Annotated in this window: 15 protein-coding genes; 11 read left to right on the top strand and 4 right to left on the bottom strand. The window is 72.7% G+C overall.

Annotated features, from left to right (window positions below):
* Positions 1-103: 103 nt before the first annotated feature.
* Positions 104-3091 carry an SARP-family global regulator AfsR gene (afsR, locus tag IE275_RS23240; protein ID WP_189713304.1) on the bottom strand — a complete coding sequence of 996 codons (2988 nt, stop codon included), beginning with the start codon at positions 3089-3091 and terminating at the stop codon, positions 104-106.
* Between the two features lie 419 nt (positions 3092-3510).
* On the opposite strand from afsR, the gene IE275_RS23235 reads away from it, so the two are divergent.
* From IE275_RS23235 to IE275_RS23210, 6 genes are all read left to right on the top strand, one after another.
* Positions 3511-4752, top strand: a complete 1242-nt coding sequence (locus IE275_RS23235; protein WP_189713303.1) for an amidohydrolase family protein — start codon at positions 3511-3513, stop codon at positions 4750-4752.
* The gene (locus IE275_RS23230) at positions 4749-5681 is read left to right on the top strand and encodes an LLM class F420-dependent oxidoreductase (RefSeq protein WP_229870472.1); all 933 of its coding nucleotides are present in this window, start codon (positions 4749-4751) and stop codon (positions 5679-5681) included. The genes IE275_RS23235 and IE275_RS23230 overlap by 4 nt, the downstream gene beginning before the upstream one ends.
* Before the next feature lie 81 nt (positions 5682-5762).
* Complete coding sequence (locus tag IE275_RS23225; RefSeq protein ID WP_189713301.1) at positions 5763-6533, top strand: SDR family NAD(P)-dependent oxidoreductase; 771 nt, start codon at positions 5763-5765, stop codon at positions 6531-6533.
* 112 nt (positions 6534-6645) lie between these two features.
* Positions 6646-7764, top strand: a complete 1119-nt coding sequence (locus IE275_RS23220; protein WP_189713300.1) for an LLM class flavin-dependent oxidoreductase — start codon at positions 6646-6648, stop codon at positions 7762-7764.
* Positions 7765-7783: 19 nt separating this feature from the next.
* Complete coding sequence (locus tag IE275_RS23215) at positions 7784-9613, top strand: N-acyl-D-amino-acid deacylase family protein (RefSeq protein WP_268255284.1); 1830 nt, start codon at positions 7784-7786, stop codon at positions 9611-9613.
* The gene (locus IE275_RS23210) at positions 9610-11073 is read left to right on the top strand and encodes an aldehyde dehydrogenase family protein (protein ID WP_189713298.1); all 1464 of its coding nucleotides are present in this window, start codon (positions 9610-9612) and stop codon (positions 11071-11073) included. The genes IE275_RS23215 and IE275_RS23210 overlap by 4 nt, the downstream gene beginning before the upstream one ends.
* A 67-nt stretch (positions 11074-11140) precedes the next feature.
* On the opposite strand, the gene IE275_RS23205 is transcribed toward IE275_RS23210, so the two are convergent.
* Complete coding sequence (locus tag IE275_RS23205; protein WP_189713297.1) at positions 11141-11548, bottom strand: nitroreductase/quinone reductase family protein; 408 nt, start codon at positions 11546-11548, stop codon at positions 11141-11143.
* 80 nt (positions 11549-11628) lie between these two features.
* On the opposite strand from IE275_RS23205, the gene IE275_RS23200 reads away from it, so the two are divergent.
* From IE275_RS23200 to IE275_RS23180, 5 genes are all read left to right on the top strand, one after another.
* A complete protein-coding gene (locus IE275_RS23200) occupies positions 11629-12456 on the top strand; it encodes an endonuclease/exonuclease/phosphatase family protein (RefSeq protein WP_189713296.1) in 828 nt (275 codons plus the stop codon).
* 140 nt (positions 12457-12596) lie between these two features.
* Positions 12597-12971: a hypothetical protein gene (locus IE275_RS23195; RefSeq protein ID WP_189713295.1), complete on the top strand. Its 375-nt coding sequence runs from the start codon at positions 12597-12599 to the stop codon at positions 12969-12971.
* Between the two features lie 70 nt (positions 12972-13041).
* On the top strand, positions 13042-14604 hold the full coding sequence (locus IE275_RS23190) for a cysteine peptidase family C39 domain-containing protein (RefSeq protein ID WP_229870469.1): 1563 nt from the start codon (positions 13042-13044) through the stop codon (positions 14602-14604).
* The gene (locus tag IE275_RS23185; RefSeq protein WP_189713293.1) at positions 14591-15058 is read left to right on the top strand and encodes a protease inhibitor I42 family protein; all 468 of its coding nucleotides are present in this window, start codon (positions 14591-14593) and stop codon (positions 15056-15058) included. The genes IE275_RS23190 and IE275_RS23185 overlap by 14 nt, the downstream gene beginning before the upstream one ends.
* A 3-nt stretch (positions 15059-15061) precedes the next feature.
* Entirely contained in the window at positions 15062-15445 is a 384-nt protein-coding gene (locus tag IE275_RS23180; protein WP_189713292.1) for a hypothetical protein, read from the top strand.
* Positions 15446-15469: 24 nt separating this feature from the next.
* Here the strand turns inward: IE275_RS23180 and IE275_RS23175 are convergent, their stop codons facing one another.
* Entirely contained in the window at positions 15470-15874 is a 405-nt protein-coding gene (locus IE275_RS23175; protein ID WP_189713291.1) for an Imm32 family immunity protein, read from the bottom strand.
* A 72-nt stretch (positions 15875-15946) separates the two neighbouring features.
* Positions 15947-17464: a CehA/McbA family metallohydrolase gene (locus IE275_RS23170; protein ID WP_189713290.1), complete on the bottom strand. Its 1518-nt coding sequence runs from the start codon at positions 17462-17464 to the stop codon at positions 15947-15949.
* Positions 17465-17478 lie beyond the last annotated feature (14 nt).

Genomic DNA, 17478 nt, shown 5'->3' with positions numbered 1-17478 from the left:
CCCAGTGGGCTCGTACGGCCCGCATGCCCCCCGACGCGACGGACCGTGGAGTGGAGCATGCCAGCGGGTCATAAACGTTCGATGAACGTGGCCGACCGCGGGCTCAGGCCGCGTCCAGCGGCGCCAACAGGCGGCGCACCTCGGCGGCTTCCGGCGCTCCCGACCGCTCCAGGAGAACCAGGGCCTCCTGCCAGCAGGCCCGTGACCGGTCCGACTGGCCGAGTGCGTGAAGGCTCTTGCCCAGGGTGTTCAGCACGCTGCCCCGGATGAGATCGCCGCCGATGACCCCGATGGCAAGGGACTGTTCCGCGTGCTGCGCGGCCCGGGCGGGGCGATGGGCGGCCAAGTGCAGTTGCGCTATGCGGAATTGCGTCGTTCCTTCCCACAGCCGCTGCCGGTTGTTGCCGAAGATCGTCAGCGCGTCCGTGAGCTGCTCAAGGCCTTCCCGGAGGTGTCCGGCACGGGTGAGCGCCACGCCCAGGGAGTAGCGTCCGTTCGCCAGGCGCAGGGTGAGACCGAGTTGCTCGAAGATTTCGACGCCCTGTCGCGCGAGCGAGACCGCGGTGTCGGTGCGATCGATGCGCTGGTACAGCTGCGCGAGGTTGCACAGGGCGCTGGCCTCGCCCGGCCGGTTGCCGTCGGCGCGGTATCCGTCCCTCGCGGTGGTCAGAAGCCGCTCGGCCTCTTCGTACCGCCCCTGGTTGAGGGCGATGATGCCGCGATCCGTGGAAGCCCAGCTGATCGGTGTCGGATCCGCGGCCTCGGTGGCGAGCCCGATGGCACACGCGGCCTCCTCGTCCGCCTCCGGGTAACGCCCGGCGGCGAGGTGGACGTTGGACAGGGCGGTCCGGGCCCGTCCTTCGGTACGTCGATCACCGCAGTTGCGGGCAAGGTCTCTCAGGGCGAGCGCCGCCCGCTCGTACTGCTTCGCGTTCGCTCCTGACTCCGCCAGGTCCTTGGCGGCCCAGAGGAGGTCGACGGCACGACGCAGCCCGCTGCCCGTCTGCTGCTGCCGTGCGCACGCCAGGAGGCACTGAGCCTCCGCGAAGAGCCAATCGAGGGCCTCCGTCCGCTCGCCGAAGGAGAGACCCCGATACGACGTGGGCTCCAGGTGGACGACCGTGCGGTCACCGGGCCGTTCGATCGCGTACACCCCCGCCGCCGTCGACAGATAGAAGTCCAGGAGGCGGGAGAGTGCCGCGTCGCGTTCCGCCGGAGGCCACTCGTCGCGTTCCGCGCAGGCGCGGGCGTAGAGCCGGACGAGGTCGTGGAAGCGGTAGCGGCCGGGGGCCGCCGACTCCAGGAGCGAGGTGTCCACGAGGGACTCCAGGATGTCCTCGGTGTCCTCCGCCGGCAGGTCCAGGACCGCCGCGGCCGCCGTCAGGGAGATGTCCGGGCCGTCCGCCAGGCCCAGCAGCCGGAACGCGCGGGCCTGGGCGGGCTCCAGGGCGCCGTAACCGAGTTCGAACGTCGCCTTCACCGCCAGGTCGCCCGCCTGGAGTTCGTCCAGCCGGCGCCGCTCGTCCGCCAGCTTGGCGGCGAGGACGGAGACGGTCCAGGTCCTGCGCGCCGCCAGTCGGGAGGCCGCGATACGGATCGCCAGCGGAAGGAAACCGCAGGCCGCCACCACGTCCAGCGCGGCCTTCCGCTCGGAGGCGACCCGTTCCTCGCCGACGATCCTGGTGAAGAGCGCGATCGCCTCGTCCGGGGACATCACGTCCAGGTCGACGAGGTGCGCGCCCGCCAGGTCCACCATCCGCACCCGTGAGGTGACCAGCGCCGCGCACCCCTCCGTGCCCGGCAGCAGCGGCCGTACCTGGGCCGCGTCCTTGGCGTTGTCCAGCAGGACCAGGACCCGCCGCCCGTCCAGCACCGAGCGGTACAGGGCCGCCCGGTCCTCCAGGGAGTCGGGGATGGCCGAGTCCGCCGTGCCGAGCGCCCGCAGGAAGGAGCCCAGCACGGTCTCCGGGTCGGCCGCCCGCGCCCCGGCGCCCTGGAGGTCGACGTACAGCTGCCCGTCGGGGAAGGCCGGGCGGGCCCGGTGCGCCACGTGGACGGCCAGTGTCGTCTTCCCGACACCGCCGATCCCGGCGAGCGCCGACACCGCCATCACCCGTCCGCCGCCGGTGCCGGCTCCGCCCTCGGTGGCACCCGCCAGTACCTCGCTCAGCTCCTTCACGGACGAGGACCGGCCGGTGAAGTCGGGGACGTTCGCCGGGAGCTGGGCGGGCCGCACCGCGGCCGCCGCCGGCTCCGCAGCCGGAGCCGAGGGCTCCGCGAGCTCCGGGTCGGCCTGGAGGATGCGGCGCTGCAACTCCCGGAGCCCCGCGCGCGGATCCACCCCCAGTTCCTCCGCCAGCAGCCGCCGGGTGTCGGCGTACACCGCCAGCGCCTCCGCCTGCCGGCCGCCCCGGTACAGGGCCAGCATCAGCAGCTCGCGGAACCGCTCGCGCAGCGGGTACGCGGCCGTCAGCGCGGTCAGTTCGGAGACGGCCTCCGCGTGGCAGCCCTGCTCCAGGTCCATGTCCAGGCGGGACTCCAGAAGCCCCAGCCGCCACTCCTCCAGCCGGACCCGCTGGGCCTCCGCGTAGGGGCCGGGCACACCGGCCAGCGTCTCGCCGTCCCACAGGCCGAGGGCGCGGTTCAGCACGTCCCGGGCCAGCGTCAGGTCGCCGGCGCCCCTCGCCTTCTCCGCCTGGGCGGCCCACTCCTGGGCCACCGTCAGATCCAGGGCGCCCTCGCCCAGCCCCCGGACCGCGTACCCGCCGGACTCGCTCACCAGGACGCCCGGGTCCAGCACCTTCCGCAGCCGGGAGGCGTACGTCCGTACCGCCGCCAGCGCCTGGGAGGGCGGTTCCTCGCCCCACAGGGCGTCGATCAGCTCGGCGGCCGTCGCCGTCCGGCCCTCGCGCAGCAACAGGGCGGACAGCAGCGCGCGTTGCTGGGGGGAACCGGTGGCCAGCTGCTCCTCGCCGCGCCGTGCCCGCACCGGCCCGAGCACATCGAAGCGGAGCGCCGCCGGTTCCGCGGAGGGGCCGGGACGTCTCTGCTCCGGCACACGCGGGCCGCCGTGTCCTACACGGTCGTCCATCAAGAGGGCTCCCCTTAAGGCATCTGCACTACTAGGGCCTGTCCGGCGGATCGTGCCGGAGACGCGGGGCCCGGCACGCCCGCCTGCGGCGTTGTCGTCGGTTGCCGACGCTCCGCGTCGACGCCCTCCTCCGCCTTGCAGTCGGACGCACCAGGCCCCGCTCACGTGCGCCGATCAGGCACCGCTGCTTCCCTCCGACTCGATCCGCCGGACAGGCCCTAGGTCAGTTTGCCCTGTCCATGCCGGAACCGTCAGCTTCCCGAGGTACGGGACGCGGCCGGGACGCGCGCGGTTCACCTGAGGCGCACGGGTGTCCACAGGCCTCTCACAAACGGGGGGCCCACATCACCGCGGAGACGATCACGCCCGCCCTCCGCGCAGTAGCTGACGATCCGTCAGATCGGCGCTACCGTGCCCCCATGGAGACCACAGCGACGACCCCGACGCCCCTTCCTCCGATCATCTCCGTCGACGACCACACCGTCGAACCCCCGACCGTCTGGCAGGACCGGCTGCCGAAGAGGTACCTCGACACCGGCCCCAGGATCGTCCGTGCCCCGCTGAAGGAGATGACGTTCCTCGGTGGCCGGTTCAAGCCCGTGATGGGCGAGCCGGGCGACGACGGTCCGATCGGCGACTGGTGGATCTACGAGGACCTGCACCGTCCCCTCACCCGCCTGGACACCGCCGTCGGCTTCAGCCGCGACGAGATCAAGCTGGAGGTCATCACCTACGAGCAGATGCGGCCGGGCTCCTACGACGTGCCGTCCCGCCTCGCCGACATGGACGTCAACCACGTCCAGTCCGCCGTCTGCTTCCCCACCTTCCCCCGCTTCTGCGGCCAGACCTTCACCGAGGCCGCCGACCACGAGCTGGGTCTGCTCTGCGTGCGCGCCTACAACGACTGGATGGTGGAGGAGTGGTGCGGCCCGCAGGCGCGCGGCCGGCTGATCCCGCTCACCCTGATCCCCCTCTGGGACGCCGAGCTGGCGGCGGCCGAGGTCCGGCGCAACGCCGCCCGCGGCGTCCGCGCCGTCGCCTTCTCCGAGATACCCCCGCACCTCGGCCTGCCCTCGGTCCACACCGACTACTGGGACCCCTTCCTCGCCGCCTGCGACGAGACCGGCACGGTCGTCGCCATGCACATCGGCTCCAGCAGCCGTATGCCCTCCACGTCCGCCGACGCCCCGCCCGCCGTCGGCTCCACGATCACCTTCGCCAACTGCTGCTTCTCGATGGTCGACTGGCTGATGAGCGGCAAGTTCGAGCGCTTCCCGAACCTGAAGGTGATGTACGCGGAGGGCCAGATCGGCTGGATCCCGTACATCCTGGAGCGCGCCGACGTCGTCTGGGAGGAGAACCGAGGCTGGGGCGGCGTCGCCGACAAGGTCCACCGGCCCCCGTCCGAGACCTTCGCCGGCCATGTCTACGGCTGTTTCTTCGACGACGCCTTCGGGCTCAGGAACCTGGACTCGATCGGCCTCGGCAACGTCCTCTACGAGACCGACTACCCGCACTCGGACTCCACCTGGCCGAAGTCCCGCGAGGTCGGCGAGGCCCAGATGGGCCACCTGGAGCCGGACGTGGTCGAACGGATCGTCCGGGGCAACGCGATCGACCTGCTGGGGCTGAACCCGGACGGCCTGTGGAGCCCGCGGTGAGCCTCGTGCACGGCATCCAGCTCCCGGTCCAGTCCCAGTCCACGCTCTACGCCGAGCCCTGGGAGGCCGCCGCCGGGCCGGCCGATCTCGTCGAGATCGCGCGGGCCGCCGACCGGGCCGGGTTCGCCTACCTCGCCGTCTGCGACCACGTGGCGATCCCGCACCGGCTCGCCGACGCGATGAGCACGGTCTGGTACGACCCCGTGGCCACCCTCGCCCATCTCGCCGCCGTGACCGAGCGGGTCCGGCTGCTCGCGCACGTCGCGGTGGTCGGCCTGCGCCACCCCCTCGTCACCGCCAAGCAGTACGCCACCCTGGACGCGCTCTCGGGCGGCCGGCTGATCCTCGGCGTGGGCGCCGGGCACGTACGGGAGGAGTTCGAGGCGCTCGGGGTCGACTTCGAGCAGCGGGGGGCCGTCCTCGACGAGACGATCGACGCGCTGCGGGCCGCCCTCGGGCCGGAGGAGTTCCCGGCCCACCACGGGAAACGCTTCGACTTCGAGGGGCTCGGGCAGCGGCCCCGGCCGGTCCAGTCCCGGGTCCCGCTGTGGGTCGGCGGGTCCTCGCCCGCGGCCGTCCGCCGGGCCGCGCTCAAGGGCGACGGCTGGCTGCCCCAGGGCGACCCGAGGGACCGGCTGCCCGCGCAGATCGAGCGGATCCGGCGGCTGCGCGAGGCCGCCGGGGTCACGGACCCCCTCACCGTCGGCGCCATCACCGAGCCGCTGTACGTCGGCACGCCCGCCTGGGAGGTCGGCCGCCGCACGCTCAGCGGGCCGCCGGAGGCCCTCGCCGAGTCCCTGCGCGCCTACCGCGCGATGGGCGTGGACCAGATCCAGGTCCGGTTCCGCAGCCGGAGCCGTACCGAACTCACCGATCAGATCGGCGCGTTCGGCGCCGAGGTGGGGCCCCTGATACGCGAAACCGTCTGACGGCCCACCCGGAGCCCGTATCTGACGCATCGTCAGATACGGCGGTACGATGCTCACCCCACCGATGTGAAGGGGGTCCGCATGGGCCAGCTCGACGGACGGGTCGTGCTCATCACCGGCGCCGCGCGCGGTCAGGGGGAGCAGGAGGCGCGGCTGTTCCGGGCGGAGGGCGCCGAGGTCGTGGTCGCCGACGTTCTGGACGACCCGGGCGCCGCCCTCGCCGAGGAGATCGGCGCGCTCTACGTCCATCTCGACGTCGGCCGCGAGGAGCAGTGGGCCGCCGCCGTACGCTCCGCCAAGCAGGCGTACGGCCGGCTCGACGGGCTCGTCAACAACGCCGGCATCCTGCGCTTCAACGCCCTCGTCGACACCCCGCTCGACGAGTTCATGCAGGTCGTCCAGGTCAACCAGGTCGGCTGCTTCCTGGGGATCAGGACCGTCGCGCCGGAGCTGGCCGACGGCGGCACGATCGTCAACACCGCCTCCTACACCGGGCTCACCGGGATGGCGGCCGTGGGCGCGTACGCCGCGAGCAAGCACGCCGTCCTCGGCCTCACCCGGGTCGCCGCGCTGGAGCTGGCGCCCCGCCGGATCCGGGTCAACGCGGTGTGCCCCGGCGCCATCGACACCGCGATGTCCAATCCGGCGCTGCTGGACCCGGACGCCGACCCGGAGGAGACCGGCCGGGCCCTGGACTCGCTCTACCGCAAGCTCGTGCCGCTCGGCCGGATCGGCAGGCCGCAGGAGGTGGCCCGGCTCGCGCTCTTCCTCACCTCGGACGACTCCTCGTACATCACCGGGCAGCCGTTCGTGATCGACGGGGGCTGGCTCGCGGGAGTCTCCGTCATCTGACCGCCCGTCATCTCTTGACCATCCATGGACCCGGTGCCAGAGTCGGCGACATCCGCCGAATCTGACGGACCGTCAGTAAATCGTGATCCAGGACTGGGGACGGTGAACCGCCGTGGAATTCGGGCTCTTCGTGCAGGGATACGTGGGCAAACGTGCCGAGACCGATCCGCTCGCCGAGCACAAGGCGCTGATGGAGGAGACCGAGTACGTCATCCAGGCGGACAGGTCGGGCTTCAAGTACGCCTGGGCGTCCGAGCACCACTTCCTGGAGGAGTACTCCCACCTCTCCGCCAACGACGTGTTCCTGGGCTACCTGGCACACGCGACGGAACGCATCCACCTGGGCTCGGGCATCTTCAACCCGCTCGCCCAGGTCAACCACCCGGTGAAGGTGGCCGAGAAGGTCGCCATGCTCGACCACCTCAGCGCCAACCGCTTCGAGTTCGGCAGCGGGCGCGGCGCCGGCTCCCACGAGATCCTCGGCTTCCTCCCGGGCATCACCGACATGAACTACACGAAGGAGATCTGGGAGGAGACGATCGCCGAGTTCCCCAAGATGTGGACGCAGGACGAGTACCCCGGCTTCCAGGGCAAGCACTGGCAGCTCCCGCCGCGCAAGATCCTGCCCAAGCCGTACGGGAAGTCGCACCCGGCGATGTGGTACGCCGCCGGGTCGCCGCCGTCGTACGCGATGGCGGCGCGCAAGGGCCTCGGGGTGCTGGGCTTCAGCATCCAGAAGGTCGCCGACATGGAATGGGTCCTCGAGCAGTACAAGACGGCGATCGTGAACGCGGAGCCGATCGGGGACTTCGTCAACGACAACGTGATGGTGACGACGACGGCGATCTGCGCGCCCACGCACGACGAGGCGATCCGGATCGCCGTGAACGGCGGGCTGCACTATCTGCCGTCCCTGGTGTTCCGCTACCACGACACCTTCCCGCGGCCCGAGGGCTTCCCCGTCTGGCCGGAGACGCTGCCCGAGTACACCCCGGAGTTCGTCGAACTCCTGGTGGAGGAGGAACTGCTGATCTGCGGGGACCCGGACGAGGTGCTGCGGCAGTGCAAGCGGTGGGAACAGGCGGGGGCGGACCAGCTGTCGTTCGGACTGCCCGTGGGGGTGCCGAAGGAGGAGACCCTCCAGACGATCCGGCTGATCGGGGAGCACGTGATTCCGAAGATCGACACGGATCCGGTCCACCGGACGTCGCGGTTCCGGGCTGCCGTGTGATCACCGCCGGCGGGCGCGGGTGTGCTGTGGCTGGTCGCGCTCACGCGGCGGAGCCGCATGTCGATACAGCCCCGCGCCCCCGGGCAGTCAGGCTCCACGCACCTCGAGGAGGGGACCCATGCTCGATCACGTCATCAAGGGTGCGACCGTCGTCGACGGGACCGGGGTGCCCGCCTTCGTCGCCGACGTCGGCATCCGGGACGGCCGTATCGCCGTCGTCGGGACGATCCACGAGGAATCCCGCACCGCCGAGGACGCCGCCGGGCTCGTCCTCGCCCCCGGTTTCGTCGACCCGCACACCCACTACGACGCCCAGCTCTTCTGGGACCCGTACGCCACCCCGTCCCTGAACCACGGGGTGACCACGGTCGCGGGCGGGAACTGCGGGTTCACCCTCGCGCCGCTCCACCCGGACCGCCCCCAGGACGCCGACTACACCCGCCGCATGATGTCCAAGGTGGAGGGCATGTCCCTGGTCGCCCTGGAGGAGGGGGCGCCCTGGAGCTGGAGCTCCTTCGGCGAGTACCTGGACGCCCTCGAAGGACGGATCGCCGTCAACGCGGGCTTCATGGTCGGACACTGCGCGCTGCGGCGGTACGTGATGGGCCCGGACGCGGTCGGCGGGCAGCCCACCTCGAAGCAGCTCGCCGAGATCGTCCGGCTGCTGCACGAGGCGATGGACGCGGGCGCCTGGGGGTTCTCCACCACCCAGTCGTCCACCCACTCCGACGGCGACGGCCGGCCGGTCGCCTCCCGGCACGCCCGGCCGAAGGAGCTGATCGCCCTGTCCCGGGCCGTCGGGGAGCACGAGGGCACCCAGATCGAGGCGATCGTCGCCGGCTGCCTGGACCAGTTCAGCGATGCCGAGATCGATCTGTTCGTGGAGATGAGCGCGGCCGCCGGACGCCCCCTGAACTGGAACGTCCTCACGGTCGACGCGGCCGTACCGGAGCGGGTGCCGCGGCAGCTGACGGCGAGCGAGCGGGCCCGCAAGGCGGGCGGCCGGGTCGTGGCGCTGACCATGCCGATCCTCACGCCGATGAACATGTCCCTGGGCACGTTCTGCGCGCTGAACCTGATCCCGGGCTGGGGCGAGATCCTCGCACTGCCCGTCCCCGAACGGATCGCACGGCTGCGGGACGCGCGGGTGCGCGCCGAGATGCTCCGCCGGGCCGCCTCGAAGGAGGCCGGCGTCTTCCGGCGGCTCACCAACTTCGGGCGGTACGTCATCGGCGACACCTACAGCGCGGCCAACGAGGGGCTCACCGGGCGGGTCGTCCGCGACATCGCCGCCGAACGCGGCCTGGACCCCTTCACCTGCCTGGTGGAGATCTGCGCCGAGGACGACCTCCGCACGGTGCTGTGGCCCATGCCCACCGACAACGACCCCGCCTCCTGGGCGCTGCGCGCGGAGACCTGGGGTCACGAGGACGTCCTGCTCGGCGGCTCCGACGCCGGCGCCCACCTGGACCGCATGTGCGGAGCCCCGTACACCACCCGGTTCCTCGGGGACTGTCTGCGCGGCCGGAAGCTGGTCGGGCTGGAGCAGGCGGTGAAGATGCTGACCGACGATCCGGCACGGCTCTTCGGACTGCGGGAGCGGGGCCGGATCCAGGAGGGCTTCCATGCCGACCTCGTCCTGTTCGACCCGGAGCGGATCGACGCGGACAAGGCCACCCTGGTGCACGACCTGCCGGGTGACAGTCCGCGGCTGGACTCCCGGGCGATCGGGGTGCGCGCGGTCTGGGTCAACGGGGTGGCGGCGATCCGCGACGACGTGGTGACCGGCGCGGTCCCGGGGCGCGTCCTGCGCTCCGGCCGGGACACCAGGACGGTGAGCACCCGGTGAGCTCCCGAACGGATGACGGGCAGCGGCTGTTCGTCGGTGGGGCGTGGGTCGAGCCGGACCGCGGCCACTACGCGGTCACCGACCCGGCGACCGAGGAGACCGTCGGACAGGCACCGGAGGCCTCGCCGGACCAGGTGCGTGAGGCCTGCGCCGCGGCCCGCGAGGCCTTCGGGCCGTGGTCGCGCACGCCCCCGGAGGAGCGGGCGGCGGTGCTCGGCCGGGCCGCGGACCTCATCCGCGGGCAGCTGGAGCCGTACGCGGCACTCGCCCGCGCCGAGACCGGGGCGACGACCGGGACCGCGCGCGCGATGCAGGTCGGGGTGGGCGCGGCCCGCTTCCGGCGGTACGCGCGGGTGGAGCCGGCCGAGTGGGCGATCCCGCCGCAGATCAACGAGGCCGGGCCGATGGGCAGGGCCGGGGTGATGGGCGCGCTGGCCGTCCGTCAGCCCGTCGGGGTCGTCACCTGCATCACCTCGTACAACAACCCCTGGGCGAACCCCGCCGGGAAGATCGCCCCCGCGCTCGCCATGGGCAACACGGTGGTCGTGAAGCCGGCCCCGCAGGACCCCCTCTCCGTCTACCGGATGGCGGAGGCGCTCCAGGCGGCGGGCGTGCCGCGCGGCGTGGTGAACGTCGTCTCCGGGCGGGCCGTGGAGGTCGGCGAGGCGGCCGTGGACTCACCGGACGTGGACATGGTGAGCTTCACGGGCTCGACGGCCGTCGGGCAGCGCATCGCCGAGGTGTGCGGGCGGGGCATGAAACGCCAGCTGATGGAGCTGGGCGGGAAGGGGGCGGCGGTCGTCTTCGACGACGCGGACCTCGCGTCGGCGGTGGCGGGCATCGGCACCACTTTCTCCTTCTACAGCGGCCAGATCTGCACCGCGCCCACCCGGGTGCTGGCCCAGCGCGGGGTGTACGAGCGCCTGGTCGACCAACTGGCCTCCTACGCACGCCGGTTGAAGGTCGGCGATCCGCGCGGGCCGGACACCGTCGTCGGGCCGGTCATCTCCGCCGCGCACCGGGACCGGGTGGAGTCCTACGTCGAACTCGGCCGCAAGGAAGGCGCGGTGGTGGTCGCGGGCGGCGAACGCCCGTCGCCGGAGCGGGGTTTCTACGTCGCCCCCACGCTCCTCGCCGACTGCACCAACGACATGCGCGTCGCCCGGGAGGAGATCTTCGGCCCGGTGGTGACGGTGGTCCCCTTCGACGACGAGGACGAGGGCGTCGCCCTCGCCAACGACAGCGACTACGGCCTCATCGACTACGTCTGGTCCGGCGACGTCGCCCGCGCCTTCCGCACCGCCCGTCGCCTGCGGGCCGGCGGAGTCGGCGTCAACACCGTCGCCCGCAACATGGAAGCCCCCTTCGGCGGCTTCAAGAGGAGCGGCGTCGGCCGGGACGTCGGCTCCTACGCCCTGCACGCGTACAGCGAGGTGCAGGCGATCGTCTGGCCGGGCTGACAAGCCGTCCACCACGACATCTCGGCACCTCGGCGCCTCGTTCACGGGCCTGGCGCGGCACCCCGTGTCAGGCCCCGTCGCCGTCCAGGTCCACCCGTATCGTCAGCAGGTTCGTGCCCAGGGCCCGTACGCCCGTGCTGTTGACGCGGGGGAGGGTGCGCAGACGGGCGACCGGGTCGTCGTCGGGGAGCGGGTGGGCCGTGCCCGTGTACCAGCGGCCGCGCAGACGGACCCGCACCCGGGGGTCGGCCAGGATGTTCCGGACGTACTGGGACCGCTCGCCGAACTCGGAGACCAGCCAGAAGGTGTCGCCGACCCGGCGGCCGCCCAGTGGGGTGCGCCGGGGCAGGCCCGAGACGCGGCCGGTGGTCTCCAGGACCGTGTGGAACGGCAGGCGGCGCAGGAGCGGGTTGGCGACGTACCGCTGGAAGGCGGTCGTCGCGCGGAAGCGGAGGTCGGTGGGCGGCCGGGACATCGTCCGTGGGGCTCCTTCGCGCGAGGCACTGTTGCTTCAATGGTCCCCGACACCGGTGCGACGAGGGCGGGTGGCTGGGCGTGCGAGTGGTGACCTGGAACCTTTGGTGGCGCTTCGGCCCGTGGGAGGCCCGGCAGAAGGCGATCCTGTCGGTCCTGCGCGAGCTGCGGCCCGACGTGGTCGGCCTCCAGGAGGTGTGGGCGGCCGGCGGGGAGAACCTCGCCGGGTGGCTCGCCGGCGAACTCGGTCTGCACTGGGCCTGGTCGCCCTCCCCGGCCCCCGAACGCTGGCGCCGTCGGCTCCCGGACGCCGCCGACGGCCCCGTCGACATCGGCAACGCCGTCCTCAGCCGCTGGCCGGTGACCGAGCAGGAGACGCTGCTGCTGCCCGCCCCCGCCGACCTCGCCGACGGCCGCCTCGCGCTCTACGCCCGGCTGGCCGCCCCGGCGTACGACGTCCCGTTCTTCACCACCCACCTCACCTCCGCGCTCGGTGCCGTCGCCGTCCGCCGCGAACAGGTCACCGCACTCGCGGAGTTCGTGGCCGACCGCCGCGGTGGCACCCCGTTCCCGGCGGTCGTCACCGGCGACTTCAACGCCCGTCCGGACTCCGACGAGATCCGGCTGTTCGGCGGCTGCAAGACCCCGTCGGCCGTACCCGGCCTGGTCTTCCGCGACGCCTGGGAGTACGCCGACCCGGCCGCCCCCTTCGTCACCTGGACGCCCGAAAACCCTTACGCCGCCCGCCTCCTGGAGCCTCCCGCCCGTATCGACTACATCCATGTGGGGCCGCCCGGACCGGTGGGCGAGGGCCATGTGCGGGCGGTACGGCGGGCCGGACACGGACCCGTGGACGGGGTCTGGCCGTCGGACCACGCGGCGGTGGTCGCGGACCTGGCGACCCCCTAGGGAGCCCCTGGGGAGCCCCGACGGCGGCCGCCCGCCGTGTGCGAAGTCTGTGCGAGGTGTGTGATCCGGCCATGTGGGGCCCTTGTTGGCGTGTTAGCCTCCCCGGTCGAGATCGACGACAGACATACGGGGGAAAGTCGATGGCCTCATCGGACGGCTACAAGATCAAGAAATCCGGCATGTCCGGCCAGGCCAAGGAGCTCTACGGCGCCGGCGACGACATGGGGAAGGTCCGCACGGCCGTCGCGGCGGCGACCTGCTACACCTCGGACACCCTCGGCGGCACCGACGCCGCGACGGCCGTCAACGCGTTCATCGCCGCCTGGGAGGCGGAGGCCCGCACCCTGGAGTCGGCGCTGCACGAACTCGCCCAGAAGGTGCACCTCGCGAAGGGCGCCTACACCGGCAGCGACGGCCTGGTGGAGACCGGCGTGAACAGCATCGCCGTCGGCGAGGGCCGGATGAGCACGATGCCGGCGAAGGCCGAGCGCCCCTCGGTCCTGTCGAGCTACTGAGCACCGGCCGGGAGAGGAACAGGACAAGAGGACGGGGCGGAACAAGGCGATGACGGGTTTTCTGCGACCCGTGGACTCCCCGGCGGGCCGGCGTGCCTGGCTGGCGGGGCTCTGCGAGAAGATCCCCGGGGCCGGCAGCAAGAACGACCTGCTGGACATGATCGACAGCGCGCTCTCGGTGGACGCCCCGAAGGGTGACCCGGGGACACTGGAGTCGCTGGGCAAGCGCTACCGCGACCAGGTCGACGACGTCGGCGAGGTGTACGACCGCGTGGAGCGGGTGGCCCGCAAGGGCCTGCCCGAGGCCTGGGTCGGCGACACCAGCGTGCTCGCGTCGGACGTGGTGTCCGCAGCCAACCGGGCCGTCCTCCAGATGGGCGAGGCCTTCGCGGGCGGCGCGACGGTGCTGCTGACGCTGGCCGACGCGCTCGCCGACGCGCACAAGCGGGACGCCGACGGCCGAGCGAAGATGCGGCAGGCGAAGACCACCCTCGGCGGCCGGGACGGCTTCTTCGACGACTGGCACGAGGACGACGGCGAGGAGGCCACGCGGCTCGCCGCCCGCTCCGTCGCCGCCGACGGTGTCGAGCAGATGCACGGCGCCGCCGTCTGCGCCGAGGACGCCGTCCGTGTCGCGGTCCGTGACCTCGACAAGTGGGCGGCCGAGGCGCGCGCCGGAAAGATGGACACCAGCGAACTGACCGCCGTCGACAAGCTGATGCTCGCCGACACCGGCGCCGCGAACACCCCCACCGAGCTGAACGAGATCCTCAGCGCCAGCGACCTGGCACGCGCCGGACAGCGCATGGACCGGCTGAACAACGCCGACGAGGCGTCGATGGAACGCATGCTGGCGCAGGCGGGCAGCCCCGAGGAGCGGGCCTACCTGATGAAGGCGCTGGCCGCCGGCCACAGCGTCAAGGAGATCGAGGACTTCCAGGGCAAGATCGCGGGCAAGGACCCCGAGTGGCTGCGCCGGCACCTGACCCCGGTGGTCACCGCCGAGGACAGCATGGACGACGAGGGCCTCGCCCAGGACGGCTCCAGCAACAACAAGGACTACGTCCAATTCCACAACCAGCTGTGGGTCCAGGGCGGCAACGGCGCCGAGGGCACCTGCGTGGCCTCCTCCACCGTCAACGCCCGCGCCATGCTCGACCCGCTCTACGCCCTCGACCTGACCGGTGGCCCCAGCGGACAGGAGGACGACGCCGCGGCGTTCAAACAGCGCCTGGTCGCCGAACAGCACCGGCTGCACCTGGAGGGCGAGGGCGGCGACAACTGGACCGGGATGGGCCAGGAGGGGCAGGAGCGCATCGCCGACTCCACCCTCGGCAGCGTCACCGGCGACGACTACCGCCGCCACGACCTCGACAGCGCCGACGACCGCAGGGCCGTCCTCGACGACGTCGAGAAGGCGGTCGCCGAGGGCAAGCCGGTCCCGGTCGACGTCTCCGACGACAAGGGCGCCCACGCGATGATGATCATCGGTCAGGACGGCGACAAGCTCCAGATCTACAACCCCTGGGGCACGACCACGTGGGTCAGCGAGGACGACTTCATCAACGGCAACATGGGCAAGGCTTCGAACGGTGAACTCAACAATGCGTACCAGGTCTATGTCCCGGAGTAGGACGTTCGGCGCGTTCGGCGCGGCCGCGCTGCTGACGCTGGCGGCCGGGTGCGGATCCGGCGACGACGAACCCACCGGCCATCCCACCGGGGACACCACCGTCACGGCGAGCGTGGGTGAACGCTTCACCCTCACCATGGACGGCGAGAACGCCTCCACCCGCTCGCACTGGTACCTGGTCGACCCCGGGCCGGACACCTCCGTGGTCCGCGCCGAGGGCCGGGACCGGCAGACCGACACGGACTCCGACGGCGAGGTGATGCCGGGCGCGAGCGGCAGCCTCACCTTCACCTTCGAGGCCACGGGCAAGGGCAGCACCGAGATCGTGCTGCTGCACTGCACGCTCACCAGCAGCTGCGACACCGGGAACGGCACCCCGCAGCCCGCGCCGACCGGTTCCGGCCTCACCCCGACCGAGCCGGAGCGGATCACCTACAAGGTCACGGTGGGCTGAGGCATGGACACCACTCCGCGTACCGACGACGAACTGGCCGGTCTCGACATCGCCGCCCTCCTCCGCTACGGCCTCACCGCCGCCCCCGGCCCCCTGCGCACGTCCCTCTTCGGCGACGGCGCGGTGGGCGCGGCGGTCCTGCTGGACCGGGCCGGCACCGAGCCGCGCTCGGTGGCGTACCTGGCGGACACGGTTCGCGCGGGCGGTCCGGCGCACGCGGCGGCCCTGCCCGAGCCCCTGCCCCGCCCCCCGGCGGCGGCGCTCGTCCGGGAGTGGCTCGAGGCGGCGGCGTCCGTGGCCCCGGGTCCGGAGGCGGGCGACACGGCCGCACGCTGGCTCCGCTCGGTCGCGACGATCATGGAAGTGCGCCAGCGGACCCGCGGCTGAGGCGACCGGGGGACCCGGTGGAGGTCATCGGGCGGGCATGCCGCCGTGCGGGCTGTTGACCACCAGCGGTACCGACCCCTCGGCGAGGTAGGGGTGGTCGGGGAAGTGGTCGACGTGCAGATGGCCGCCGTCCTCGGCCTCGGCCATGTCCCGCAGGTTGTCCGCGAGCACGCCCCTGGATGCTGCGTCACCGCTGATCACGAGGATCTGCCGCGCGCGGTCCAGGCGGATGTGGACGCCGGGGCCCGGGGACTTCCGCACCTCGACCCCCGCCAGCGCCTCGACCCCGGCCGGCTCGTCGGCGCCCGCCGGGGACGCGCACCCGAGCAGCCCCTCGCCCTCGGCCACCGACCGTGCCAGGGCACCGAGTTCGTCCGCCGAAGCGGTGAGATCCACCTCGCCGAACCCCCGGTCGCGTACCAGCCTCACCGACGCACTCCTCGCTCGTGTGACATACGGACATGATCACACCGACCGCCCCGGGCCGGCCCCCGTCCGTCCTCAACGGCCAAGGAAGACCGGGTTCGTGAAGGCCGCCAGGGCTCCCGGCAGCGGCGGCGCCGTCGCCTCGTGGCGGACCTCCGCCCGGACGTACGCGGCGTACGCGGGCGTCGTACGCCATTCCACGACGCCCTCGCCCGAGCCGGGCAGCGGGCCGCTGGTGAGCAGCACGCCCTGGTCCGTGACGAGGCGCACCGTGCAGCGGGGTGCGCCGGTCACCTCCAGACGTACCGTCACCGGGGCGTCCCGGTCCACCTCCAGGCGTTCGCCGATGCCGGCGTGCCCGCCCCGGCCGCCCGTCGCGGAGAAGGCCAACGTCACGTGCCGGGACTCCGCGACGTACGACCGTCCCGACCCGATGCCCTCCTGGACCGCCTCCCGGGTCAGGTCCCGCGCCCACACCACCGTCTGCGGCAGGCCGACCACGTCGGGATCCCGGTGGGCGTCGCTGCTTCCCATCGCCGGGATCCAGTCCCGCCGTCCCTCCCGCGCCCCCGCCGCCAGCATCGCGTCCCAGTCCGCCAGGGCCACCTCGTCGTCGGGCGTGTAGGGGCCGTTCCACACCTCGACCGCGTCCGCCTCCCCGAAGCCGAACCTCCAGCCACAGCCGATGCAGGTGGCGTGCGGGTGCGCCGGTACCACCAGGCCGCCGGCGCGGCGGATCCGGCGGGCGAAACGGCCGAAGCGGTTGTCCCGGGCGCGGTAGCGCCAGTCGACGAAGGTCCCGGGGTCCGTGCCGACGGCCAGCACATGGCCGGTTCTCGTCGTGATCTCCTCGCCCAGCAGGACCAGCAGGTCGTCGCCCGCCACCTCCGCCCACGCCCCGTGCCCCGCGTGCGTGTTGTGCTCCGAGGTGTTGAGGAAGTCCAGGCCCGCCGCCCGGGCGAGGGCGCCGATCTCCGCCGGGGTGCGGCGGCCGTCGGAGTACCAGGAGTGGAGGTGGCAGTCCCCCCGGTACCAGGCCCGGCCCCGGCCGGCCGCACGCTCGGGCGGGTACACCGGCGGGACGGCGGCGCCGGGCTCGCCGTAGGTCAGGGTGACGGTGATCTCGTACGTCAGGCCCTGCGGTGCCACCGTGTACGGGCCGAGGGCGAGGTGCCAGGTGCCCTCCCGCACGGGGCCGGCGACATAGCCCGGCGTCGCCTCGTCGGCCCGCAGGAAGAACTCCGTGCGGGCGCCTCCCGACCAGCCCCGGAAGCCCTCCCCGCCCAGTTCGGTGCCGCGTTCGTCGAAGACGCCGATGTCGAGCGCGTTGCCCGGTGTGCCGGCCGGGACGGGCGGGCGGTCGTAGGCGTAGGCGACCCGCAGTTCCCGCACGCCCGGCGGGACGGCCACGGGTACGTACACGAAGTCCGGCGATCCGGTGGGCAGGGTGCCGCGGACGGTCCTGCTCTCGCGGGACCCCGGCGCCGGGCCCGTCGCGGCCGAGGAGAAGCTCACGCTCCCCAACGTAAGCGCGGCGGCGGAGCCCGTCACGAACAGTGCGCGTCGTCCGATGTCATGGGTGTCGTCACACATGCCCGGCAGTCTCC

Origin of the sequence: Streptomyces phaeofaciens (assembly GCF_014648915.1) — a bacterium.
Lineage (GTDB): Bacteria > Actinomycetota > Actinomycetes > Streptomycetales > Streptomycetaceae > Streptomyces > Streptomyces phaeofaciens.
This window is presented reverse-complemented; position numbering and strand designations above follow the sequence as displayed.